We start from the raw sequence: 22,663 nt of genomic DNA on the forward strand, positions 1-22,663 counted from the left end.
TTTTCGGGCGGCTGCCTAGGGTTTGATCTTTGCCGCAAGTGTCGCGAGCTGGTCCGTCGCCGCGCCCCAGCCCTCGTGAAACCCCATGTCGAGATGGCGCTGGCGCGCGTCGGGCGTGGCATGCAGCACGGTGGCCGAATAGCGCGTGCCGCCCTCGATCTGCGTGAGGGAGATGATGGCCGTCATGAACCCCTCGGCCGTGGGGCGGAAGCCGGAGCCGAGCGCATCGGTGAAGGCCAGCATCTGCCCGGGTGCGGCGGCCAGAACGCAGCCTTCGGAGGCGACCTCCTCACCCTCGGGCAATCGCATCCGGGTGAAGAAGCGCCCGCCGGCGCGGGCCTCGATCACCGCTTCGACCGTTTCCACGGGTGCCGGCGCGAACCACTGGCACAGCAGGTGCGGTTCGGTCCAGCAACGCCAGATCGCGCCCGGCGGGGCGGCGATGTCCCGGCGCAGGGAGAGGTCTCGGGTCTCGTCCATCAGGGGCCTCCGGTTGGCTGCCCGGCAACTATGGCGGGCCGGGGCGCACGGGGCAAGCACGGCTCTTGTTGGCCCCGTCCGCCGCGCCTAGAACTGGGGGATGAGCGATCCCCGATTCATCCACCTCCGCGTCCATACCGAATATTCCCTGCTGGAAGGGGCCGTGCGGCTGAAGAAGCTGCCGGGCCTGTGCCAGAAGATGGAAATGCCCGCCGTCGCCGTGACGGATACCAACAACTGCTTTGCGGCGCTGGAATTTTCCGTGACCGCCAGCGGGCAGGGGGTGCAGCCGATCATCGGCTGCCAGGTCTCCGTCGCCTGGCATGAACCGCAGCCGGGGGAGCGGGTGCAGCCCCCGGGCCCGGTCGTCCTGCTGGCGCAGAACGAACGCGGCTACCAGAACATCATGAAGCTGAACTCGTGCCTCTACGTTGACAAGCACGGGGCGCTGCCCACCGTATCCTTGGCGGAGTTGGAGCAGCACTCCGAGGGCCTGATCTGCCTGACGGGCGGCCCCGACGGCCCCGTGGGCGCGCTGTTGCAGACCGGGCACCGCCCCGAGGCGCAGGCGATGATGGATCGCTTCGCGCGGGCCTTCCCCGACCGTCTTTACGTCGAGCTGCAGCGCCACCCCGAGGACGGCGGCCTGCCGCAGGCCGAGCAGCTGACCGAGCGCGGCTTCGTCGAAATGGCCTATGCCATGGATCTGCCGCTGGTCGCCACCAACGACGTCTACTTCCCGACGACGGACATGTACGAGGCGCATGATGCGCTGATCTGTATCGCCGAGGGCGCCTATGTCGACCAGGCGGAGCCGCGCCGCCGGCTGACGCCGCAGCATTACTTCAAGTCGCCGCAGGAGATGGCGACGCTGTTCGCGGATCTGCCCGAGGCGATCGAGAACACCGTCGAGATCGCGAAACGCTGTGCCTTCATGGCCTACCGCCGCGACCCGATCCTGCCGAAGTTCGCCGACGACGAGGTGGAGGAACTGCGCCGCCAGGCCAACGAGGGTCTGAAGAACCGGCTGGAGGTGATCCCCCACGCGGTGCCGGTCGAGGAGTACCAGAAGCGGCTGGATTTCGAGCTGGGCATCATCGAGGGGATGGGCTTCCCCGGCTACTTCCTGATCGTTGCCGATTTCATCAAATGGGCCAAGGACCACGACATCCCGGTGGGACCGGGGCGGGGCTCGGGCGCCGGTTCGCTGGTGGCCTATGCGCTGACCATCACCGACCTTGACCCGCTGCGCTACAGCCTGCTGTTCGAACGCTTCCTGAACCCGGAACGTGTGTCGATGCCCGACTTCGACATCGACTTCTGCATGGACCGCCGCGAAGAGGTGATCCGCTACGTGCAGGAGAAGTACGGCCGCGACAAGGTGGGGCAGATCATCACCTTCGGTGCGCTGCTGTCGAAGGCCGCGGTGCGCGACGTCGGCCGGGTTCTGCAGCTGCCCTACGGGCAGGTCGACCGGCTGTCGAAGCTGATCCCGGTGGAGGGGGTGAAACCCGTTTCCATCGAACAGGCGCTGCGGGACGAACCGCGCCTGGCCGAGGAGGCCCGCAACGAGGAGGTGGTGAACCGCCTGCTGACCTACGGCCAACAGGTCGAGGGGCTTTTGCGGAACGCCTCCACCCACGCCGCCGGTGTGGTCATCGCCGACCGGCCCACGGATGAGCTGGTGCCGCTCTACCAGGATCCGCGGTCGGACATGCCGGCCACGCAGTTCAACATGAAATGGGTCGAACAGGCCGGCCTGGTGAAGTTCGACTTCCTCGGCCTGAAGACCCTGACGGTGATCCAGAACGCGATCCAGCAGATCCACCGCTCTGGCCGCGACCTGCACGTGGCCGCCGACGGCACCCAGCTCTATGAGCCCACGCCGGGCGGCGAGAACCAGATCAACCTGATCCCGCTGGACGACGAGAAGACCTACAAGCTTTACGCCCGCGCCAAGACGGTGGCCGTGTTCCAGGTGGAATCCACCGGCATGATGGATGCGCTGAAGCAGATGAAACCCACCTGTATCGAGGACATCGTGGCGCTGGTGGCGCTCTACCGTCCCGGTCCGATGGAAAACATCCCCGTCTACTGCGAGGTGAAGAACGGCCAGCGCGAGATCACCTCTGTCCACGAGTCGATCGACCATATCCTGGCGGAAACCCAGGGCATCATCGTCTACCAGGAACAGGTGATGCAGATTGCCCAGGAAATGGCGGGCTACTCGCTCGGTGGCGCCGACCTGCTGCGCCGCGCCATGGGCAAGAAGATCAAGGAGGCGATGGACGCTGAACGTCCCAAGTTCGAGGCGGGGGCCGCCAAGAACGGGGTCGACAAGAAGAAGGCGACCGAGGTTTTCGACCTTCTGGAGAAATTCGCCAACTACGGCTTCAACAAGTCCCACGCCGCCGCCTATGCGGTGGTCAGCTATTACACCGCCTGGCTGAAGGCCAACCACCCGGTGGAGTTCATGGCCGGGGTCATGAACTGCGATATCCACCTGACGGACAAGCTGACCATCTATTTCCAGGAGGTGAAGAAGGGGCTGGAACTGCCCTACGTGCCGCCCTGCGTGAACCGCTCGGACGCCATGTTCAAGGTGGTGGACGGCGCGCTGGTCTATGGCCTCGGGGCGCTGAAGAACGTCGGTGTCGAGGCGATGAAGCTGGTCGAACTGGGCCGGATGCAGGAGGGTGGGGGAGAGAAGCCCTTTGCCACGGTCTTCGATTTCGCCCGCCGGGTCGAGCTGAAGAAGGTCGGCAAGCGGCCGTTGGAAATGCTGGCGCGCGCCGGTGCCTTCGATGAACTGGACCGCAACCGCCGCCGGATCTTCGAGAGCCTGGAGCCGCTGATGGCCTATTCGGCCGCCTTCTGGGAGCAGAAAAGCTCCAACCAGGTGTCGCTGTTCGGCGATGCGGGGGACGACCTGCCCGAACCGCGCCTGGCGCCGGTCAATGACTGGATGCCCGCGGAACGGCTGGCGGAAGAGTTCAAGGCCATCGGGTTCTACCTGTCCGGCCATCCGCTGGACGACTACATGGGCGCGCTGAAGCGCAAGCAGGTGAAGACGCTGGACGAGGTGCACAAGCTGGCCATGGACCAGCCGGTGATCGCCAAGCTGGCCGGCATCGTGACCGGCCGGCAGGAGCGGAAGTCGGCCCGCGGCAATCGGTTCGCCTTTGCCCAGCTAAGCGACCCGACAGGCGCCTACGAGGTCACCATCTTCTCCGAGACGCTGGAGAAGTCGCGCGACTTCCTCGAAAACGGGTCGAAGGTGGTGATCCAGGTGGAGGCCAACGTCGAAGCCGACCAGCTGAAGCTGCTGGCGCGCTCCATCGCGCCGATGGATGGCGTGGTGACGGATGCCGGCGCCGTGGGGCTGAAGATCTTCATCGAGGGGACGGAGGCGATCCCCTCGGTCGCCACGGTACTGCAGGGCTCCGCCGAAACGGTGCGCGGGGTGACCAAGGGGCCGATCCTGTTCTGCCTGATGGATCCGGCCCTGCCCGGCGAGGTCGAGGTCGACGCCCATGCCGAGTTCCCGGTGACGCCCCAGATCAAGGGGGCGATCAAGTCGCTGCCGGGGGTGCTGGCGGTCGAAGAGGTCTAGGCCTGGGGGCCGGGGTGTGCCTGGCCCCCTGCGGTCTGGGTCGGGGCCGCCGCGCCCTGCGCCCTCAGTAGTGCGGCGGGCGTTCGTCGCCGATGAAGAGGCCGCCGGCGGCATTGGCCTCGCGCTCCGCCTCGCGTTCCATCAGAAGCTGGACCCGGCGGGTCAGCATCATGATCTCTCCCTGTTGCCGCGCGATCGTGTCGGACATGTCGTCGACCGCCCGGGTCAGGTGCGCGATCTTCTCTTCCAGGGCTGTCATTCATTATCCTCCGAAACCAGTAAACACTGCCCGGCGATGAGGCCGGGGCCTGTGACTCTAGCACGTCCATAGTCAGGTTCTACGGGAAACTCGGCGGTCTGCGCGGGCCGCCCCTGCTTGCCCCGTCCCCGCCCATGGGCTATGCCCCGCACGCGATAGACCGCGAGGGAAAACGATGGCCAAGGTGAAGAAGACCCCGCGTCCCAAGGCGGAGACCCCCAAGGGGTTCCGTGACTACTTCGGGACGGAGGTGACGGAACGGACGGAAATGCTGGCAAAGATTGCCGCCGTCTACCATCGTTACGGCTTCGAGGCGCTGGAAAGCTCGGCCGTCGAAACCGTCGAGGCCCTGGGCAAGTTCCTGCCCGACGTCGATCGCCCGAACGAGGGTGTCTTCGCCTGGCAGGAGTTCGACGAGAAGGATCAGGGCGACTGGCTGGCCCTGCGCTATGACCTGACGGCGCCGCTGGCGCGGGTCTATGCGCAGCACCGCAACGACCTGCCGACCCCCTACCGCCGCTTCGCCATGGGGCCTGTCTGGCGCAATGAGAAGCCGGGGCCGGGGCGGTTCCGCCAGTTCTACCAGTGCGATGCGGACACCGTGGGTTCCGCCTCCGTCGCGGCGGATGCCGAGATCTGCGCCATGCTGGCCGACTGCCTCGAAGAGGTGGGGATCCCGCGCGGAGACTACATCATCCGGGTGAACAACCGGAAGGTGTTGAACGGCGTGCTGGAGGCCATGGGCGTCACCGACGACGCCCAGGCCGCCGACGTGCTGCGCACCATCGACAAGTTCGACAAGGTCGGCGAGGAGGGCGTGCGCCAGCTGCTCGGCAAGGGCCGCCTGGATGCCTCCGGCGCCTATATCGACGGCGTGGGGCTGGACGAGGCCCAGGCCGAGCCAGTGATCGCCTTCCTGACCTCCAAGGGCGCAACCGTGGCTGAGACGCTGGAAAACCTGCGCGCCGCCGTGGGCGAGAGTGGCGTGGGCGCCGAGGGCGTGGACGAACTGGCCGAGATCGCGGGTCTGGTCGAGGCACAGGGCTATGGCGCCGATCGCATCGTCATCGACCCTTCGGTCGTGCGGGGTCTGGGCTACTACACCGGCCCGGTCTTCGAGGCCGAGCTGACCTTCGAGATCCTGGACGAGAAGGGCCGCAAGCGGCAGTTCGGCTCGGTCTCGGGGGGCGGGCGCTACGACGGTCTGGTGAAACGCTTCACCGGGCAGGAAGTGCCGGCGACCGGCATCTCCATCGGGGTCGACCGCCTGCTGGCCGCCCTGCATGCCAAGGGTCGGCTGGGCGGGACGCCGCAGGGGCCCGTCGTGGTCACCGTCATGGACAAGACCCGCATGGCCGACTACCAGGCCATCGTCGCGGAACTGCGCCAGGCGGGCATCCGCGCCGAGGTCTATCTGGGCAACCCCAAGAACTTCGGCAACCAGCTGAAATACGCGGACAAGCGCAACTCCCCCGTCGCCGTCATCGAGGGCGAGGACGAGAAGGCGCGCGGCGTGGTGCAGATCAAGGACCTGATCCTGGGCGCCAAGATTGCCGAGAACGCGACGCTGGAAGAGTGGAAGGAACGCCCGAGCCAGTTCGAAGTGCCCCGCGCCGAGATGGTGGCGAAGATCGCCGAGATCCTGGCCCTCTATGCCGATGCCGATGCCGGTGACGCCGAAGGGACCGCCTGATGGCCTATAGCCCCCCTGATCGCGCCCGGGTGAAGGCGCGCGCCGCAGACCTGCGTGCGGGGTTCGAGGCCGCCGGCGCCGCCGTGGTCGAGGCGCCCGTGCTGCTCTCGGCCGAGGCGCTGCTGGATCTCTACGGCGAGGACCTGCGCGCGCGGGCCTACACCACCTCCGACGCGCTGCGCGGTGAACAGATGCTGCGCCCCGACTTCACCGTGCCCGTGGTGCAGATGCACATGGCCGGTGGCGCCGAACCCGCGCGCTACACCTATTCCGGCGAGGTCTTCCGCCGCCAGGAAGAGGATGAGGCGCGGGCCAATGAATACCTGCAGGTCGGCTTCGAGATTTTCGACGGCTCCGACACCGAGGCCGCCGATGCGGAGGTCTTTGCCCGGATGCGCGACGCGGTGGAGCCGCTGCGCGAGAAGGTGGGCCTGCGCGCCACCACCGGCGACATCGGCATTCTTCGGGCGGCGGTCGAAGGTCTGTCGACCTCGGACGCGCGCAAACGCGCGCTGCGCCGCCACCTGTGGCGTCCGGCCCGCTTCAAGCAGTTGCTGGACCGCTTCGCCGGGCGCACGCCGTTCCCGCCCAGCCGTCTTGCCCTGCTGGAAAAGTCCGACCCCTTCGCCGAGGCGGGCCCGGAGATCGGCCTGCGTGATCGGGCGGAGATCGAGAGCCGGCTGGAGGCCCTGCGCGCCGATGCGGCGGAGACGCCGATCCCGGCCGCCGAGATCGAGCTGATCGAGGGCCTCCTGCAAGTGCGGGAGACGCTGCCCAATGCGCTGGAACACATGCGCGACATCGCCGTCGACCTGCCGGCCATCTCGGACGCTGTCGAGCGGCTGAAACGGCGCGCCGCCGCGCTGGCCCGCCACGGGGTCAACGTGGAGGCGCTGGAGTTCGAGGCCAGCTACGGCCGGACCCACATGGAATACTACGACGGTTTCGTCTTCGGCTTTGTCGTCGCTGGTCGCCCGGATCTGCCAGCCATCGCTTCGGGCGGGCGCTATGACGCGCTGACCCGCGAGTTGGGCCGTGGCGCGGGCAAACCCGAGGGCATCCCGGCCGTGGGAGGCATCCTGCGCCCGGGCCTGATGGTCGAACTGGAGGACGCGGCATGAGCCTGAAGCTGGGTGTGCCGTCCAAGGGGCGGCTGATGGAGAAGACCTTCGACTGGTTCGGCAGCCGGGGCATCACCCTGGGCCGCGCCGGGGGTGATCGCGAATACGCCGGCAAGGTCGAGGGAATCGACGGGGTGGAGCTGGTCCTGCTGTCGGCGGGAGAGATCCCGCGCGAGTTGAACGCGGGCCGCATCCATCTGGGCGTCACCGGCACCGACCTGGTGCGTGAAAAGCTGGGCCAGTGGGAGCAGCGGGTCGAGGAACTGGCCGAACTGGGCTTCGGCCATGCCGACCTGATCATTGCCGTGCCGCAGCTCTGGGTCGACGTGGAAACGCTGGATGACCTCGACGAGGCCGCCGCAGTCTTCCGTCGCCGCCATGGCTTCCGCCTGCGGATCGCGACCAAGTACCACCGCCTGATCCGCGATTTCATGAAATCGCACGGCGTGGCGGACTACCAGCTGGTCGACAGCCAGGGCGCCACCGAGGGCACGGTGAAGAACGAGACCGCCGAGGCGGTGGCCGACATCACCTCCACCGGGGAGACCCTGCGCGCGAACCACCTGAAGATCCTTGGTGACGGCCTGGTTCTGAAAAGCCAGGCGACTCTCTTCCGCTCGCGTACCGCGCCGATGGCGGAAGAGGATCGGGCCGCGATGGCACAGCTGATTCGACGTCTCGACCTGGACTGAGTGCCGTCTGGCGGCGGGACACAATCAGATCAGGCCAATTGAACGCGGGCGCCTTCGGGCGCCCGTCGGCTTTTTCGGCCAGGGAAATCCCGCCAGCGTGGCGTATTTGCCTGGTTTTGTGACGTGGGGGTGACATCTGGTAAGGGAGTCGTGTTTCAGCTTCCATGTTGCGAATTTGCCACGAACTCAACTGAACATCGCAGTTCAGTTTTTCGTTACTCGAACTCCGCGATGCCATGGCGCACAAGCAGCCCTGACGCAGGTTGCGTCGGTCAACCTTCCCTCGGTTCGGCCTTCCTGCGACACTCTCATACTTAGGACTACGATCATGACTGCATTCAAGCATACCGTCGCCCTGGCCGCTCTGCTGGCTGGCGTGGCAGGCACTGCCTCCGCGCAGGTCGCCTACACCGGCGCAGTGAACCTCGGCTACGCCGACATCGATGGTGACACCGACGCCACCAACCTGACCACCGATTTCGATGCCAACATCGCGTTCAACTCCGGCTTCGAGCTGGACCTGGGCCTGTCGATGAACCGCGTCGACGTGGACGAAGTGCCCTTCGACCTGCACATGGACCGTGCCAGCATCGCGCCGAAGTACAACTTCTCCAACGGTCTGACCGCTGGCCTGTACGTCGAGAAGTCGGAGCTGAGCATCGGCGAAGACGTTGACATGCTCTCCTACGGCCTGAACGGCGAATTCGCCATCGCCGGTGCCACCATCGGCGCCTTCTACGGCGAAACCGACATCGACGGCCTGGACGACGACACCACCGACTGGGGTCTGAACGCCACCTACGCCATGGGTGAAACCCTGGCCGTGGCCGGCGGCTTTGCCCGCACCGAGGTCGACGCCTTTGGCGAAGATCTGGACCTGGACCTGTGGAAGCTGGGCGCAGCCTACGACTTCGGCAACAACATCACCGTCTTCGCCGGCGCCAACTGGGGTGACTTCGAAGGCATGGACGTCGACACCTGGGGCCTGGGCGCCAGCTACGACGCCTCCGCCTACACCCCGATCCCCGTCATCGCGAGCATCGAATACGCCGAGACCGACGCGGACATGCTGGGTGACGTCGACGTGTGGCGCTTCGGCGTGACCCTGCCGTTCGGCAACAAGGGCACCGCCTCCGCACCGCTCAACAGCGTTGCCGGCTCGGCCTTCAACCAGTCGCCGAACACCATCTCCGACGCGCTGGTCACCGCCTTCTGAGGCTGTCACCGGACGGAATTTCGCGCCTCGGCGTGAAACGGAAACGGCCCGCGCATCGCGCGGGCCGTTTTTCGTTTCCTCGCCGCAATTCGCGGGCGGAACGGTCAGTCAAAGGGGCAGGCGGGATGGCCCGGTGGCTCAGATCACGCCGATCTCGGCCAGGGCCGCGTCCAGTTCGGGCGGCAGGCTGTCATCGCTCTTGCGGGCGGCGGACAGGTCGCGGGGGGCATCCTCGGGCTTCAGGTAGCGCCAGCCCTGGAAGGGACGCCGCTGACTGGGCGCCACGCGGTAGATCGTCGGGTCCAGCACGATGGCGCAGCGGCGGATGCCGTCGCCCCGGTCCACTTCCTCCAGCGCGACGACCTTCTGGCGCGCCTGGATCTGTCCCTTGATCACCCAGTAGATCGACCCGCCGTCGAGGAGTTCCGCCTCGCGCTTGGGCCACATGCGGGTGACGTGGCGCGGGGCCTGGCCGGTCTGTTCGATCCGCACGGCCTGCCAGGCGGCCAGATCCTCGACCGAGTCGGTGCCGACGGAGAGCTTGATCAGATGGACGGACATGGGCAACCTGTTTCAGTTTCTTTGACGGAGCAGCGCTCGCGAGTTATGGTGGCGGCAGCGCAGCAGAATACAAGATGTGGTGTGTGTTCCGCCACCATTCCTGATTGCAGCCGCGTTGCGTCACGACTAGGAAGGTAGCCCGCCCGACCGGGCGCGCAAGTCTCCGCTGCTGGAGGCTGGCCGCCAGCGGGTCGAATATGTAATCCTTTCGCTCGACCACTGCCACCCTGAAAGGGATCCCGATGAGCCGCTTTGCCGCCCCGATCGCCGAACAAGTCTGGGACATGAAATACCGGTTCAAGGAGGCTGACGGCAGCCCCGTGGACCGCAGCGTCGAAGACAGCTGGCGCCGCATCGCCCGTTCGCTGGCGACGGTGGAACAGGACGCGGATCACTGGGAAGAGGTGTTCTACGGCGCGCTGGAGGACTTCAAGTTCCTGCCCGCCGGTCGGATCACCGCCGGCGCTGGCACCGAACGCAAGGTGACGCTATTCAACTGCTTCGTCATGGGCACCGTGCCCGACAGTATGGCGGGCATCTTCGACATGCTGAAGGAAGCCGCGCTGACGATGCAGCAGGGCGGCGGCATCGGCTATGACTTCTCGACCATCCGGCCGCGCGGCGCGGATGTGAAGGGCGTGGCGGCGGATGCCTCCGGCCCGCTCAGCTTCATGGATGTCTGGGATGCCATGTGCCGCACCATCATGTCTGCCGGCTCGCGCCGCGGCGCGATGATGGCCACCATGCGCTGCGACCACCCCGACGTGGAGAAGTTCATCGAGGCCAAGAGCGACCCGGCCCGCCTGCGCATGTTCAACATGTCCGTGCTGGTCACCGATCCCTTCATGGAGGCCGTGAAGGCTGACGGCCCCTGGGAGCTGGTCTTCGACGGCAAGGTGTACCAGACCCTTCCGGCGCGTGAGCTGTGGAACAAGATCATGCAGGCGACCTATGATTATGCCGAGCCCGGCGTGATCTTCATCGACCGCATCAACCAGGCCAACAACCTGGCCTATTGCGAGACGATCGCCGCCACCAACCCCTGCGGCGAACAGCCCCTGCCGCCCTACGGCGCCTGCCTGCTGGGGTCGATCAACCTGGCGCGACTGGTGGCCCAGCCCTTCCAGGAGGGGGCGAAGCTGGACCTCGCCGAACTGGATCGCCTGGTGCGGACCGCCGTGCGGATGATGGACAACACTGTCGATGCCTCGGGTTTCCCGCTGGAGGCCCAGGCGCGCGAGGCCGAGGCCAAGCGCCGCATCGGCCTGGGGGTCACCGGCCTGGCTGACGCCCTGCTGATGGTCGGCCAGCGTTACGGCAGCGACGAGGCCGCCGCCCAGACCGAGGAATGGCTGCGCCAGATCGCCCGCTCCGCCTACCTGGCCTCTGTCGATCTGGCGAAGGAAAAGGGCGCCTTCCCGCTCTTCGACCGCGACAAGTACCTGGCGTCGGGCACGATGCAGGCCATGGACGAGGACGTGCGCGCGGCCGTGGCCGAGCATGGCATTCGGAACGCCCTGCTGACCTCGATCGCCCCCACGGGCACGATCAGCCTCTACGCGGGCAACGTCAGCTCCGGCATCGAGCCGGTCTTCGCCTATGAATATACCCGCAAGGTCCTGCAGAAGGACGGCTCACGCACTGAGGAGAAGGTCGTCGACTACGCCGTGCAGATGTGGAAGGACGTGAAGGGTGACGAACCTCTGCCGGACTACTTCGTCAACGCCCAGACCCTGGCGCCCGCCGATCACGTGAAGATGCAGGCGGCCGCGCAGAAATGGGTCGACTCGTCCATTTCCAAGACCATCAACTGTCCCGAGGACATCGACTTCGAGGCGTTCAAGGATGTCTACATGCAGGCCTATGAAACGGGCTGCAAGGGCTGCACCACCTATCGTCCGAACGACGTCACCGGGTCGGTGCTGTCGGTCGAGGACAAGAAGGAAGAGGCCAAGCCGGAGATGCCCGAGGAGGGCGGCGAGGTCGTCTACATGGCCGAGCCTCTGGACCGCCCGCAGGCGCTCGAAGGCAATACCTACAAGCTGAAGTGGCCCGACAGCGAACATGCCATCTACATCACCATCAACGACGTGGTGATCGGCGGCCACCGTCGCCCCTTCGAGGTCTTCATCAACTCCAAGAACATGGAGCACTACGCCTGGACCGTGGCGCTGACGCGGATGATCTCGGCCGTGTTCCGGCGCGGCGGCGACGTGTCCTTCGTGGTGGAAGAACTGAAGGCGGTCTTCGACCCGCGCGGCGGTGCCTGGATCAAGGGCAAGTACATCCCCTCGATCTTGGCGGCCATCGGCGGCGTGATCGAAACGCACCTGATCGCCACCGGCTTCATGGAAAGCGAGGGCCTGGGCCTGAAAACCGACCCGGCCGCGAATGTGGTGGGCCTGGACACCGGCGCGGGCGGCACCAGCCAGAACCGCGGCAAGGCCTGCCCGAGCTGCGGCCAATACAGCCTGGCGATGATCGAGGGCTGCATGACCTGCACTTCCTGCGGGCACAGCAAATGCGGCTGAGGCGCGGGCAGGGTGAAAGTCAGAGAAAGCAGATGAATGCGCAAACGGAAGCATAAGTCTGCGCAAGGGGTGTCAAGGGCGAAACGTACCGCCTGGTGTTCTTGGGCTACTCTCTGAAAGGCGGTGATAGAGGCGCTGGAGCTGACGCTCCGGCGCCTTTCGCGTATGAAGGGGATGTGCGGTTCGTGGTATGAAGCGGCGGATCTGGCGGAGGACCGTTGTGCCCTCCCTGTATGAGGCTGCGCGTGGCGCATTGGGGCTGGCGCAGCGCGAGACCCAGGGCCCAAGGCCTGGTCGCCTTAGCCCTGATCCCGCAACTGGCCACCTGCCTACCGCGTTTGCCGCAGCAGCGACGTGCCCTCCGGGCACTACAGCCGCCGCAGCAGGTAGGTGTCCATAATCCAGCCGTGCCGCGCGCGCAGCTTGGCACGGCGCTCCACGATCCGCCCGCCGACCTCGGCCAGAGATCCGGCCTCGAGCGCCTGCGCCTCGGAGCCCAGATAGGCGCCCCACCAGATCTGCAGTCCTTCGGGATCAAGGCCCTGAAAGCTGCATTCGGCGTCCAGCATCACCACCACCGTTTCCTCGCCTTCCGGCCAGCCATGGTCGCGCAGCTGCCGTCCAGTGGTGATCTTGACCGGTCCGTTCAGCGTGTTGAGCGGGATCGCATGGGCCGCCGTCAGCGCCTGTATCGCGGTGATCCCGGGCACCACCCTCAGACGGGGACGCGGCACTATCCGTTCGGCGATCCGCAGCGTGCTGTCGTAAAGCGCGGGATCTCCCCAGACCAGCAGCGCTACCGGCCCCGGCGGAGCGCTCTGAATCGCGGCGATCCAGCGCCGTGCAATTTCGTCGTGCCATTTGATGACCCGTTGACCGTAGGGCAGGGCGGGATCGCGCACAGGGTAGTCAAAGCTTCGGACTTCGGCCTGCGCCCCCGAGGCCTCGATAATCCCGTATCGCAGCGCGGCAAGCGTGTCCTTTCCCTCGCCCTTTTGGGGGACGAGGATCACCGCTGCGTCGCGCAGCGCCTGCAGCCCTTCGAGCGTGACATGCGCCGGGCTTCCGGTGCCGATGCCGATGAGCCAGAGATCGTCCATCCGTGTGATTCCTGCGTGAAAAGGCTGGCCTGCATGAAAGGCCGGAGCCCCGAATGAAGGGGCTCCGGCGGCAATGGCGTCAGGCCGCGTAGAGACGCGGGGTGAGCAGGCGGGCGATACCGCTGTCACGGGCGGACTTGGCTGCCGCGAGGGCTGCCAGGTCGGCCAGCGGCTCGATCAGGATCACCATCATGTAGGCCGCGCCGAAGGTGCCGACCGACGCCAGCGTGGTGGCCGAAACGCCCTGGCCGTAGAAGGCCCAGAACGCCACCCAGGCGACAACGCCGCCCTGGTAGACCGCCGAGAGTTTCAGCACGTCCGCATAGCGCAGATCGACATAGGCGGTGCCCGGTGCGACGACGCGGCTGGCCAGCGCGGAGGCTGCGAACAGCGGCACCAGCAGCGTGGTGACGTTGACGAAATACATCGGCAGGTCGGTCGGTGCAAAGAACATCCCCTGGATCAGCAGGCCAAGCGCCAGACCCATGGCCGCAGGAGCGGTGCCCAGCAACAGGAACAGGGTCGAGCCGAGGATGAAGTGCACCTCCGAGATGCCGACCGCGAAATGCGGCAGCAGTTCAAAGAAGACAAAGGTGCCGGCGGCCGCCAGAACGGTGCGCGGCAGCAGCGACAGGGCACCGCCCGCCTTGATGTCCTGGATAACTTCCTTCGCGGTATAACCTGCCGCGCCCGCCGCCGTGGCAACCGCGAGGATCATCTTGGCGCCGTCGACGACGCCGGGTTCGATATGCATTGATATGTCCTTTCTCGTTATGCTGCCCCACCGGCAGCGATGGCCCCTTGCGGGGCGGTTGAGGTGCCGAAGGGCAGGTCTCCTGACTTGCGTCTCATCGCGCCTCGGCCCTTCCCGGCAGGGTTGCCAGTGGGATGATCCTTGGCGCTCTTCGCTTACAGTTGCGGGGGCAGTCCGGGCCTTTCACCCGGTTCCCTGCGGCCGCGCATGGCGGCACACCCCCTCGGCGGTGGCCCCTTGCGGGGCCGGGTCGTGTCACTCCTCTGCCAAAGCTCCGAACAGGATGAGCCCGGCCTTGTCGCCGGGCTCGGTCGTAAGCCGCTCGGCCAGGCTCGCGACGGTATGGCGCGAGATCTCCTGGTCGGGGCGGCTGATGGATTCCGCCAGCATCGCGGGCGTATCGGGCGGCAGCCCACCGGCGATCAGGCGCGCGGCAAGGCTGGGAAAGGTGCGTTTGCCCATGAAAATGGCCGTGGTCGCCGTTGGATCGGCGAGGGCCGCGATATTGGCATCCTCGGGCAGGGCGCCGGTGATGTCGTGGCCGGTGGCGAACTGCACCCGCCGCGCGGTCAGCCGCCGGGTCAGCGGGATGCCCGCCGCTGCCGCCGCGGCGCAGGCCGAGGGCACGCCGGGGATGATCTCGTAGTCGATCTCGGCCTCCCTGAGCGCGGTCAGCTCTTCCTCGAGCCGCCCGAAGATGCCGCCATCGCCGGATTTCAGCCGCACCACGCGCTGACCGACCCTGGCATAATCCACCAGCAGGCGGCTGACGTGATCCTGCCGGGGCGAGGGCCGCCCGGCCCGCTTGCCGACGCCGACGAGGTCCGCCCCCTCACGCGCATGCTGGAGGATCGGCCCGGCCGAGAGATCGTCGTAAAGAACCGCATCGGCGCGGCCCAGACGGTCCACGGCCTTGAGTGTCAGCAGCTCGGGATCGCCGGGGCCGGAGCTGACGAAACTGACGAAACCGCTCATGACGGGGTCTCCTGCGAAATAAGGTGAAAGAAGGTGCCGGTGACGTTGCCGCGCACCGAACCTGTCTCGGGCACGGGAGCGCCGTCGGCATCGCTGACGCTTGCCAGCGGGGCGTCGGGCTGTTCAAGAATGGTCGAGTAGTGGAACTCGTGCCCGCGCAGCGCCGCGCCGGGGGCGATGCCGGGCATCGGCGCGCTCAGCACCGCGCGGCGGTAGCCGAGGTGGAACTTGCGCTTTTCGTAGCTTGTCACGAGACCGAGCAGGCCGGCCATCTCGTGCCGCGTGCCCTCCTTGTCGATCAGCCCGGCGCCAAGCGCCATGTAGCCGCCGCACTCGCCATGAACGGGGCGGGTCTCTGCGAACGTGCGCAAGCCGTCCCGGAAATTCCGGGCCGCAGCAAGTTGCCCGGCATGCAACTCGGGGTAGCCGCCGGGCAGCCACGCAAGATCGGCATCGGCGGCAGGAGGCTCGTCGGCCAGCGGCGAGAAGGGCAGGATCTCGGCCCCCGCCGCGTGCCAGCCTTCCAGCAGGTGCGGATAGGTGAAGGAGAACGCCGCATCGCGGGCAATCGCGATGCGCTGCGCCGGGGGGCCGGGCAGGGCGCTTGCAGCCGGCAGCGCATGTCCGCGCGCCGTCGCCCGGATCGCGCCAAGGTCCACGTGTTCGCGCAGGAATGCGGCATAGCCCGCGATGGCCTTGTCGAGGTCGGGATGTTCGACCGCTTGGATCAGCCCCAGATGCCGCTCGGGCAGCGCGAGGTCTCCGCGCCGTGGCAGAACGCCCAGCACCGGCAGCCCGGCGCGTTCCATCCCCGCACGGGTCAGGCGTTCATGCCGGGGCGAGGCGCAGCGATTTAGGATAACGCCCGCAAAGGGCAGCTCGGGCATGTAGTGCCGGAACCCAAGTGCGGTGGCGGCGGCGCTTTGGGCCTGGCCGCTGACGTCGATCACCAGCACCACCGGCCAGCCCATCGCAACCGCCGTCTCGGCGCTGCTGCCGAAGCCGCGCAGGCCTTCGGTGGCAACCCCGTCATAGAGCCCCATCGACCCTTCGGCGACACAGATATCTGCCCCCGCCGCCTGCGCCGCGATGGCGTGCCAGAGTCGGTCGCCCATCGCCCAACCGTCGAGGTTGAAGCTGTGCCGCCCCGCCGCCGCAAGGTGGAAGGCCGGGTCGATGTAATCTGGGCCGGACTTGAAGGGCTGCACCTTGAAGCCGTCCTCGGCCAGCGCCCGGAGCAGGCCCAGCATCACCGTGGTCTTGCCGGTCCCCGAGGCGGGGGCCGAGATCATCAGCCCGTCAGACATCCTGCGGCTCCGGGGTCCAGTTCTGCCACGGGCTGTCTGCGGTTTGCGGCCTGTAGCGCCGGTCGTAATCGGCAGCATAGAGGCAGCTTTCCGTGAATCCTTCGCCTTGCAGCGCCGGGCCGACGAGGATCAGCGCGGTGCGGGTGATGCCGGCGTCGAGACGGGTTTCGATGTCCGCCAGCGTGCCGCGAATGATACGCTCGTCCGGCCAGCTGGCTCGAAAGACCACGGCAACAGGGCAGTCCGCGCCATAAGCGGGCGCGAGGTCACGCACCACTGCGGCGATGTTCTGGATCGACAGGTGAATCGCCAGCGTCGCCCCGGTGGCGGCGAAATTGGTCAGCGTCTCGCCCTCGGGCATCGAAGAGGCCCGCCCCGGCGTGCGGGTCAGCACCAGCGATTGGGCCAGGCCGGGCAGCGTCAGCTCGGCCCCCAGAGCGGCGGCGGCGGCGGAAAAGGACGGAACGCCCGGCGTCACCGACACAGGGATTCCTTCGGCCTTAAGGCGACGCATCTGCTCGCCCATGGCGGACCAGACCGAAAGATCGCCTGAATGCAGCCGCGCCACGTCCTGACCCGCATCATGGGCCGTGCGGATCTCGTCGATGATTTCGTCGAGGCTCAGCGACGCGGTGTTGACGATGCGCGCGCCGGGCGGGCAATGGGCAAGGATCGCCTCGGGCACCAGCGATCCGGCATAAAGGCACACCGGACAGGAGGCGATGATGTCGCGGCCGCGCAGGGTCAGCAGGTCGGGCGCGCCTGGACCGGCGCCGATGAAGTGAACGGTCATGTGTCCTGTCCTTCGTGATCTTGCAGGGCGAGCGCGCAGCTCGCCATGCGGTCGGATGAAAAGACGCGCGTCCCCAGAAGCCGCGCACCGGGGCCTGCTGCAGCCAAGGCGGCGGCCTCGGCCACCGAGCCGGTGCCGCGTTCGGCCAGCACGCGGGCCGAACTGGTGGCGGTGGTCTGCGCGCAAAGCGCCTCGGGCGGAATCGCCCGGGTGGGCAGTGCCACGGCGCTGGCAAAGGTTGCAAAGGTCGCGGTCGCGACCTTGTCCTGCGCCGTGGCCAGCTGCGTCACACGCCGCCCCTGGCAGGCCTGCGCAAGCGCGTCGTGCAGGCTTTCCGGCCGGGCCTGCGCGCGGAATCCGAACCCCGCGACGATCATGAGACCGTGCTCCATTGCAGGATCGGGAAGGCGGTCTGCCAGCCCCGCTTGCGCCCCAGCGGGCGAGTCTCGGCCAGCTGCACCCGCAACAGATCGCCGCCATGCGCCGCCTGCGCCGAAATCAGCAAGTTTTCAGCTTCCAGCGTCACCGCGTTGGCGACGATCCGGGTGCCGCGCGGCAGCCGCGTGGTCAGCCATTTCAGCAGGTCCGCATCCAGCCCGCCGCCGACGAAGACCGCCTGCGGAGGCTCCAACTCCTCGAGCGCCGCCGGGGCCGCGCCGGGCACCACGCGCAGCCGCTCGACCCCTAGCCGCGCGGCGTTGGCGGTGATGCGCGCAGCCCGGTCGGGGCGGGGCTCGATGGTCGTGGCCGTCAGCGAGGCATCGGACAGCAGCCATTCGATGGCGATGGACCCAGAGCCGCCGCCGATGTCCCATAGATGCTCGAAGGGCCGGGGCGCCAGCGCCGAAAGTGTCAGCGCGCGCACCGGGCGCTTGGTGATCTGGCCGTCACTGTCGAACCAGTCATCCGCCCGGCCCGAGGCCAGAGGCAGCACCCGGCCCGCGCCGTCCACCTCGACGCCGACACAGACCGGTGCCTCGTGCGATCCGACAGCGGCATCGGCGCGCTGGCGGGCAAGACGCTCGGACGGGCCGCCCAGGCGTTCCATGATGTGCAGGTCCGACGCGCCGAACCCTTCCTGCGCGAGGTAGCCCGCAAGCTGCGCCACCGCCGCGCCGTCGCGTAGCAGCGCCAGCAGTCTGCGGCCCGGGGCCAGAGCGGGCCGCATCCGTGCCAGCGGCGCGGCGTGCAGGCCGAGGCAGACGGTATCCTCAAGCGGCCAGCCCAGTCGGGCGGCGGCCAGCGCGAAACAGGACCGCCCGGGCAGGGCGCGCCAGTCCCCGGGCGACAGCCTGCGTGCCAGTACCGCACCCGCGCCGAACCAGAACGGATCGCCCGAGGCCAGCGCGACAACCCGCCGGCCGCGCAGGCCAAGCAACTGCTCCACCCCGTCGGCAAAGGGCACCGGCCAGGACAGGCGTTCGGCTTCCCCCTCGGGCAGCAGCGCAAGATGACGGGGCGGTCCCATGACCACCTCTGCCGCGTCCAGCGCGCGTCGGCTTGCAGAGCACAGCCCGTCCGGGCCATCCTCGCCGACACCGACGATGGTCAGCCACGGAGCCTCAGACATGACATGCAACCTTCTGGTGCTGGGCGGTACCACCGAAGGCACGCGCCTGGGCCGCGCCCTCGCCGAGGCGGGGGTGACCGGCACGATCTCGATGGCCGGGCGCGTGGCCAGTCCCGCCGAGCAGGCGCTGCCGCTGCGCATCGGCGGTTTCGGCGGGGTCGAGGGGCTTGCGCAGTACCTGGTCGAGGCGCGCATCACCCATGTCATCGACGCCACCCACCCCTTTGCCGCGCAGATGAGCGCCAACGCCGTGGCTGCCTGCGCTCGGGCGGGCGTGCCGCTGATCGCGCTCACCCGCGCCCCCTGGCACGCCGGGCCGGCGGACCGCTGGATCCACGTTCCGGACATTGCCGGGGCGGTGCAGGCGCTTGCGGGCCCGCGCCAGCGCGTGATGCTTGCCGTGGGCCGCATGCACCTTGCGGATTTCGCGGACCAGCCGCAGCACCGTTACCTGCTCCGGCTCGTCGATCCGCCCGAGGCGCGGCCGCTGCCCGATTGCACCGTCATCGTGGACCGCGGCCCCTTTGCCCTCGACGACGATATCGCCCTCATGCAGCAGCACGACATCGAGATCGTCGTCTCGAAGAATTCCGGCGGCGCGGGGGCCCATGCCAAGATCGAGGCGGCGCGCCGTCTCGGCCTGCCGGTCCTGATGATCGACCGGCCGCAGGTGCCGCCCCGGCATGAGACACACGAGATCGCGCAGGTGATGGCGTGGCTGGCTCATGCGGGGACCGATCTTGGGGTGTAGACGATGGGCGCCCCCGCGCGTTCGATGATCCGTGTCGCAGAGTTGCCGACGATCACCATCGTCCGCATGTCCGCCATCTCGGGCCTGCACCGCGGAAGCGGCACCACGCGGATCTGTTCCTCGGGGGTCGAAACCGCCCGGGCAAAGATGACCGGGCGTGCGTCGCCGCAAGCCTCCCTGAGAACCTCCAGCGTGCGGGCGAACCCCTCGGGGCGGGACTTCGAGCGCGGGTTGTAGAAGGCCATGGCGAAATCCGCCTGAGCGGCAAGCTCTAGCCGGCGCTCGATCAGCGCCCAGGGCTTGAGGTTGTCCGAAAGGTTGATGGTGCAGAAATCATGCCCGAGTGGAGCGCCGGCCCGCGCCGCCGCTGCCAGCATCGCGGTGATGCCGGGCAGAACGCGGATATCGAGGTCACGCCAGGCGACCGGTCCCGCCTCCACCGCCTCGAACACGGCCGAGGCCATGGCGAAGATGCCGGGGTCCCCCGAAGAGACCACCACGACGCGCCGCCCCTCGGTCGCCAGCTCCAGCGCGTGACGCGAGCGGTCGAGTTCGACGCGGTTGTCGGACGGGTGCAGCGTCAGGCCGGGGCGGGGCGCGACGCGGGCGACATAGGGGATGTAGCCGATCACGTCGGTGGCCTCGGCCAGCGCGGCGGTGACCTCAGGGGTGACGAGCGCCTCGGCCCCGGGCCCGAGCCCGGCGATGGTGATGCTGCCGCTCATGGCCTGCGCCCCTGTCCGTGCACGATGACGATGGAGAAATACGGGGTCACGCGGCCCTCGGCCTCGGCGAGGCGTTGCACCGTCTGGTTCGGCATGGCGGCGTATTCCACCAGCCAGGCGTCCTCGTAGCGGCCCGCGCGGCGCAGGGCGCGGCGCACCTTGTCGATATTGCGCCCGATCTTCATGACCACCAGCGCATCGGCGTTGCGCATCTGCCGGGTCAGCACCTCTTCGGGCAGTGTGCCCATCAGCGTGCTGAGGATGTCGTCGCCCCAGGTAATCGGCGCCCCGGTCGCCGCCCAGGCCGCGGACATGCCGGTGATCGCCGGCACGATCTCGAGCGGGACCAGCCCGGTCAGCCGCGTGTAGAGATGCATGAACGAGCCGTAGAAGAAGGGATCGCCCTCGGCGAGCACCAGCACGTCATGGCCTGAGTCCGCCAGCGACTTGAGCCGCGCGGTGCACTCTGCATAGAACGCCGACAGGATCTGGTTGTAACGCGGATCGTCCAGCGGGATCTCCGTGGTGACCGGATACTCCATGGCGATCTCGACGACACCCGCGGGGAGCATCCCCTCGACGATGCGGCGCGCCTGACCCGCGCGGCCGGCCTTGCGGAAATAGGCGACATGGCGCGCGCTGCGCAGCAGCCGGTCCGCCCGGACCGACATCAGATCGGGATCGCCGGGGCCGAGCCCCACGCCGCGGATGGTGCCACGGACAGGGTTTGCCTGGGTACGGGCCAGGTCCCCCCGCACGTTCATTCCGCCCGGCTCGCGATGGCGTTGATCGCCGCGACGGTGATCGCGCTGCCGCCCAAGCGGCCCTGGACGATGCAGCAGGGCACCGGCTGCTCGGCCCAGAGCGCCTCCTTGCTTTCCGCCGCGCCGACAAAACCGACGGGGCAGCCGATGATCGCTGCCGGGCGCGGGCAGGCGGGGTCTTCGAGCATGTTCAGCAGATGAAACAGCGCGGTCGGTGCGTTGCCGATGGCCACGAGCGCGCCGTCGAGATGCGGCCGCCAGAGTTCCAGCGCCGCCGCCGAGCGGGTATTGCCCATCTCCTGCGCCAGCGCGGGCACGGAGGGATCGTGCAGGGTGCAGATGACCTCGTTCTCTGCCGGCAGGCGCTTGCGGGTGACACCTTCCGAGACCATGCGCGCATCGCAGAGGATCGGCGCGCCCTTGGCCAGCGCGGCGCGGGCAACGCGGGCAAAGCCGTCCGAAAAGCGCAGATGACGTTCCAGCCCGACCATGCCCGAGGCATGGATCATGCGGACGGCGACGGGCTCTTCATCCGCGTCAAAACGGCCAAGGTCGGCCTCGGCGCGGATGGTCGCGAAGCTCTCGGTGTAGATGGCAGCGCCATCCTTCTGGTAATCGTAGGGCATTCAGGCGCTCCGGATGGCGTCGGATATTTGCGATGGGTCAAGGCCCGTCAGGCTCGGCGGGTCCCAGGGCGCTCCGCCCCGGACAAGATCGAAACGGCCATCCCGCCCCACCAGCGTGAGGTCTGCACGGCGCGGATGGGCACAGCCCTTGGCGCAGCCCGACACGTGCAGGCTGACCCCGGTATTGGTGTCGGTGTCGGCACTGGCGCGACGCGCAAGCCTGCGGGCCAGGGACCGGGTCTCGACGCTGGCGGCGGGGCAGTAGGGGGCGCCGGGGCAGGCCGAGGCGCGCATCTCGGGCGCGCCCGGCGCCGCGACAAAGCCGGGGTGCAGCGCCGCTTCGGGCTGCGGGCAGAGAAGGCGCAGCATCCGGCCGGGCAGGGGGCGCAGCGCCGTCGCGCCGCATTGGGCGATGAGGCCGCGCAGCGCATCCGGTTCAAGCGCGCCGAAGGGGACGCCAAGCACCGCGCCAAGTTCAGGATCGATGCCCGGCTCCGGCCAGCCTAGCGCGCGCGGGGCGGCCCGCTGCCACATCTCGGGAAGCGCGGCCTTTGCGACATGGCGCGCCACGCGTCCGTTGTCGCGACCGCCGGTGGCGACGAACCATTCCGCAAGTTCGATGATCGCAGGGACCGCCTCGGCCTCGGAGACGGGCCGCCCGAGGGCCACACCGTCGGCGCGCAGCAGGAGCGCGCCGTTCTCGGCCAGTTCCAGCCGGAAGTCGCCGATCGCCTCGCCGAGCCAGGCCCGGGCGCCGGTGTCGATCACGTAGCCCATTTTTGCGGGCAGGTCGGGAAGCTGTGGCAGCGCCTCGATCAACCTGGTGCAGAGACGGTCCGTGAGATCGCCCGGGGACCGGTCCGGCGCGACAAGCATGTTTCGCCGCGCCTCGAGCGATGGATCGAGGTCGAGCAGGCCCAGCCCTTGCAGCGCTGCAAGAAGCGCCGGGTGATCCTCATGGGCGATGCCCCGCAGTTGCAGGTTGGCGCGTGATGTCAGCTCGATCAGCCCATTGCCGAACCGCTCGGCAAGATCGCACAGCCCAAGAACCTGCGCCCGGTTCAGCTCACCGCGAAAAGGGCGAACCCGGACGACGAGCCCGTCCCCGGACAGCATTGGCCGGTGGGCCCCC

The 22,663-nt window shown here is 68.0% G+C and carries 21 protein-coding genes and 1 riboswitch; of the genes, 7 read left to right on the forward strand and 14 right to left on the reverse strand.

Annotated elements, in window-relative coordinates; all coding sequences use genetic code 11:
* Positions 1-15: 15 nt before the first annotated feature.
* Positions 16-480, reverse strand: coding sequence for an SRPBCC family protein (locus tag CVM50_RS02035; protein WP_198431834.1), 465 nt, complete (start codon positions 478-480; stop codon positions 16-18).
* A gap of 100 nt (positions 481-580) precedes the next feature.
* Here CVM50_RS02035 and dnaE point away from each other — a divergent pair, with 100 nt between their 5' ends.
* Complete coding sequence (gene dnaE, locus CVM50_RS02040; protein ID WP_085886357.1) at positions 581-4,093, forward strand: DNA polymerase III subunit alpha; 3,513 nt, start codon at positions 581-583, stop codon at positions 4,091-4,093.
* Positions 4,094-4,157: 64 nt separating this feature from the next.
* Here the strand turns inward: dnaE and CVM50_RS02045 are convergent, their stop codons facing one another.
* Positions 4,158-4,352 carry a SlyX family protein gene (locus tag CVM50_RS02045; protein ID WP_085886356.1) on the reverse strand — a complete coding sequence of 65 codons (195 nt, stop codon included), beginning with the start codon at positions 4,350-4,352 and terminating at the stop codon, positions 4,158-4,160.
* A gap of 175 nt (positions 4,353-4,527) precedes the next feature.
* Here CVM50_RS02045 and hisS point away from each other — a divergent pair, with 175 nt between their 5' ends.
* The 4 genes from hisS (at position 4,528) to CVM50_RS02065 (ending at position 9,074) form a co-directional block, all read left to right on the forward strand.
* A complete protein-coding gene (hisS, locus tag CVM50_RS02050) occupies positions 4,528-6,045 on the forward strand; it encodes a histidine--tRNA ligase (protein ID WP_085886355.1) in 1,518 nt (505 codons plus the stop codon).
* Positions 6,045-7,166 (forward strand): ATP phosphoribosyltransferase regulatory subunit, encoded by a 1,122-nt coding sequence (locus CVM50_RS02055; protein ID WP_085886354.1) that lies wholly within the window; start codon positions 6,045-6,047, stop codon positions 7,164-7,166. Before hisS ends, CVM50_RS02055 begins: the two co-directional genes overlap by 1 nt.
* Entirely contained in the window at positions 7,163-7,858 is a 696-nt protein-coding gene (gene hisG / locus CVM50_RS02060) for an ATP phosphoribosyltransferase (RefSeq protein WP_085886353.1), read from the forward strand. Before CVM50_RS02055 ends, hisG begins: the two co-directional genes overlap by 4 nt.
* Before the next feature lie 328 nt (positions 7,859-8,186).
* Entirely contained in the window at positions 8,187-9,074 is an 888-nt protein-coding gene (locus CVM50_RS02065; protein WP_085886352.1) for a porin, read from the forward strand.
* Between the two features lie 138 nt (positions 9,075-9,212).
* Here CVM50_RS02065 and CVM50_RS02070 read toward each other — a convergent pair whose 3' ends face one another.
* Entirely contained in the window at positions 9,213-9,635 is a 423-nt protein-coding gene (locus CVM50_RS02070) for a DUF1489 family protein (RefSeq protein WP_085886351.1), read from the reverse strand.
* Between the two features lie 242 nt (positions 9,636-9,877).
* On the opposite strand from CVM50_RS02070, the gene CVM50_RS02075 reads away from it, so the two are divergent.
* A complete protein-coding gene (locus CVM50_RS02075; protein WP_085886350.1) occupies positions 9,878-12,166 on the forward strand; it encodes an adenosylcobalamin-dependent ribonucleoside-diphosphate reductase in 2,289 nt (762 codons plus the stop codon).
* 368 nt (positions 12,167-12,534) lie between these two features.
* On the opposite strand, the gene cobF is transcribed toward CVM50_RS02075, so the two are convergent.
* The 7 genes from cobF to cbiE form a co-directional block, all read right to left on the reverse strand.
* The gene (cobF, locus tag CVM50_RS02080; protein ID WP_085886349.1) at positions 12,535-13,266 is read right to left on the reverse strand and encodes a precorrin-6A synthase (deacetylating); all 732 of its coding nucleotides are present in this window, start codon (positions 13,264-13,266) and stop codon (positions 12,535-12,537) included.
* A gap of 79 nt (positions 13,267-13,345) precedes the next feature.
* Positions 13,346-14,020 (reverse strand): energy-coupling factor ABC transporter permease, encoded by a 675-nt coding sequence (locus CVM50_RS02085; RefSeq protein WP_085886348.1) that lies wholly within the window; start codon positions 14,018-14,020, stop codon positions 13,346-13,348.
* A gap of 69 nt (positions 14,021-14,089) precedes the next feature.
* A riboswitch (cobalamin riboswitch) is annotated at positions 14,090-14,243 on the reverse strand.
* Positions 14,244-14,275: 32 nt separating this feature from the next.
* Entirely contained in the window at positions 14,276-14,995 is a 720-nt protein-coding gene (cobA, locus tag CVM50_RS02090) for a uroporphyrinogen-III C-methyltransferase (protein ID WP_085886347.1), read from the reverse strand.
* Complete coding sequence (locus tag CVM50_RS02095; protein ID WP_085886346.1) at positions 14,992-16,302, reverse strand: cobyrinate a,c-diamide synthase; 1,311 nt, start codon at positions 16,300-16,302, stop codon at positions 14,992-14,994. The genes cobA and CVM50_RS02095 overlap by 4 nt, the downstream gene beginning before the upstream one ends.
* Positions 16,295-17,095, reverse strand: coding sequence for a precorrin-4 C(11)-methyltransferase (cobM, locus tag CVM50_RS02100; RefSeq protein ID WP_085886345.1), 801 nt, complete (start codon positions 17,093-17,095; stop codon positions 16,295-16,297). Before cobM ends, CVM50_RS02095 begins: the two co-directional genes overlap by 8 nt.
* Positions 17,092-17,472 carry a cobalamin biosynthesis protein gene (locus CVM50_RS02105; RefSeq protein WP_085886344.1) on the reverse strand — a complete coding sequence of 127 codons (381 nt, stop codon included), beginning with the start codon at positions 17,470-17,472 and terminating at the stop codon, positions 17,092-17,094. The genes cobM and CVM50_RS02105 overlap by 4 nt, the downstream gene beginning before the upstream one ends.
* Positions 17,469-18,665, reverse strand: a complete 1,197-nt coding sequence (gene cbiE / locus CVM50_RS02110; RefSeq protein ID WP_085886343.1) for a precorrin-6y C5,15-methyltransferase (decarboxylating) subunit CbiE — start codon at positions 18,663-18,665, stop codon at positions 17,469-17,471. The genes CVM50_RS02105 and cbiE overlap by 4 nt, the downstream gene beginning before the upstream one ends.
* Here cbiE and CVM50_RS02115 point away from each other — a divergent pair.
* Entirely contained in the window at positions 18,664-19,416 is a 753-nt protein-coding gene (locus tag CVM50_RS02115; RefSeq protein WP_085886342.1) for a cobalt-precorrin-6A reductase, read from the forward strand. The two genes, cbiE and CVM50_RS02115, sit on opposite strands and share 2 nt — an antisense overlap.
* Here the strand turns inward: CVM50_RS02115 and cobJ are convergent.
* From cobJ to CVM50_RS02135, 4 genes are read right to left on the reverse strand one after another with little or no spacing between them, the layout of a single operon-like run.
* Entirely contained in the window at positions 19,389-20,141 is a 753-nt protein-coding gene (gene cobJ / locus CVM50_RS02120; protein WP_085886341.1) for a precorrin-3B C(17)-methyltransferase, read from the reverse strand. The two genes, CVM50_RS02115 and cobJ, sit on opposite strands and share 28 nt — an antisense overlap.
* Complete coding sequence (gene cobI / locus CVM50_RS02125) at positions 20,138-20,905, reverse strand: precorrin-2 C(20)-methyltransferase (RefSeq protein ID WP_085886340.1); 768 nt, start codon at positions 20,903-20,905, stop codon at positions 20,138-20,140. Before cobI ends, cobJ begins: the two co-directional genes overlap by 4 nt.
* Positions 20,902-21,531, reverse strand: coding sequence for a precorrin-8X methylmutase (locus CVM50_RS02130; RefSeq protein WP_085886339.1), 630 nt, complete (start codon positions 21,529-21,531; stop codon positions 20,902-20,904). The genes cobI and CVM50_RS02130 overlap by 4 nt, the downstream gene beginning before the upstream one ends.
* Positions 21,532-22,647, reverse strand: coding sequence for a cobalamin biosynthesis protein CobG (locus CVM50_RS02135; protein ID WP_232618127.1), 1,116 nt, complete (start codon positions 22,645-22,647; stop codon positions 21,532-21,534).
* Positions 22,648-22,663: the final 16 nt, after the last annotated feature.

Origin of the sequence: Pseudooceanicola marinus (assembly GCF_002786295.1) — a bacterium.
GTDB lineage: Bacteria > Pseudomonadota > Alphaproteobacteria > Rhodobacterales > Rhodobacteraceae > Pseudooceanicola > Pseudooceanicola marinus.

Bases quoted from the DNA above. Each gene is read 5' to 3' on its own strand.
- hisS (WP_085886355.1), top strand. From the start codon at position 4,528: ATGGCCAAGGTGAAGAAGACCCCGCGTCCCAAGGCGGAGACCCCCAAG.
- cobJ (WP_085886341.1), bottom strand. From the start codon at position 20,141: ATGAGCGGCAGCATCACCATCGCCGGGCTCGGGCCCGGGGCCGAGGCG.
- cobM (WP_085886345.1), bottom strand. From the start codon at position 17,095: ATGACCGTTCACTTCATCGGCGCCGGTCCAGGCGCGCCCGACCTGCTG.
- CVM50_RS02045 (WP_085886356.1), bottom strand. From the start codon at position 4,352: ATGACAGCCCTGGAAGAGAAGATCGCGCACCTGACCCGGGCGGTCGAC.
- CVM50_RS02135 (WP_232618127.1), bottom strand. From the start codon at position 22,647: ATGCTGTCCGGGGACGGGCTCGTCGTCCGGGTTCGCCCTTTTCGCGGT.
- CVM50_RS02095 (WP_085886346.1), bottom strand. From the start codon at position 16,302: ATGTCTGACGGGCTGATGATCTCGGCCCCCGCCTCGGGGACCGGCAAG.
- dnaE (WP_085886357.1), top strand. From the start codon at position 581: ATGAGCGATCCCCGATTCATCCACCTCCGCGTCCATACCGAATATTCC.
- CVM50_RS02055 (WP_085886354.1), top strand. From the start codon at position 6,045: ATGGCCTATAGCCCCCCTGATCGCGCCCGGGTGAAGGCGCGCGCCGCA.
- CVM50_RS02065 (WP_085886352.1), top strand. From the start codon at position 8,187: ATGACTGCATTCAAGCATACCGTCGCCCTGGCCGCTCTGCTGGCTGGC.
- CVM50_RS02070 (WP_085886351.1), bottom strand. From the start codon at position 9,635: ATGTCCGTCCATCTGATCAAGCTCTCCGTCGGCACCGACTCGGTCGAG.
- cbiE (WP_085886343.1), bottom strand. From the start codon at position 18,665: ATGTCTGAGGCTCCGTGGCTGACCATCGTCGGTGTCGGCGAGGATGGC.
- CVM50_RS02105 (WP_085886344.1), bottom strand. From the start codon at position 17,472: ATGATCGTCGCGGGGTTCGGATTCCGCGCGCAGGCCCGGCCGGAAAGC.
- cobF (WP_085886349.1), bottom strand. From the start codon at position 13,266: ATGGACGATCTCTGGCTCATCGGCATCGGCACCGGAAGCCCGGCGCAT.
- CVM50_RS02085 (WP_085886348.1), bottom strand. From the start codon at position 14,020: ATGCATATCGAACCCGGCGTCGTCGACGGCGCCAAGATGATCCTCGCG.
- hisG (WP_085886353.1), top strand. From the start codon at position 7,163: ATGAGCCTGAAGCTGGGTGTGCCGTCCAAGGGGCGGCTGATGGAGAAG.
- CVM50_RS02115 (WP_085886342.1), top strand. From the start codon at position 18,664: ATGACATGCAACCTTCTGGTGCTGGGCGGTACCACCGAAGGCACGCGC.
- CVM50_RS02130 (WP_085886339.1), bottom strand. From the start codon at position 21,531: ATGCCCTACGATTACCAGAAGGATGGCGCTGCCATCTACACCGAGAGC.
- cobI (WP_085886340.1), bottom strand. From the start codon at position 20,905: ATGAACGTGCGGGGGGACCTGGCCCGTACCCAGGCAAACCCTGTCCGT.
- cobA (WP_085886347.1), bottom strand. From the start codon at position 14,995: ATGAGCGGTTTCGTCAGTTTCGTCAGCTCCGGCCCCGGCGATCCCGAG.
- CVM50_RS02035 (WP_198431834.1), bottom strand. From the start codon at position 480: ATGGACGAGACCCGAGACCTCTCCCTGCGCCGGGACATCGCCGCCCCG.
- CVM50_RS02075 (WP_085886350.1), top strand. From the start codon at position 9,878: ATGAGCCGCTTTGCCGCCCCGATCGCCGAACAAGTCTGGGACATGAAA.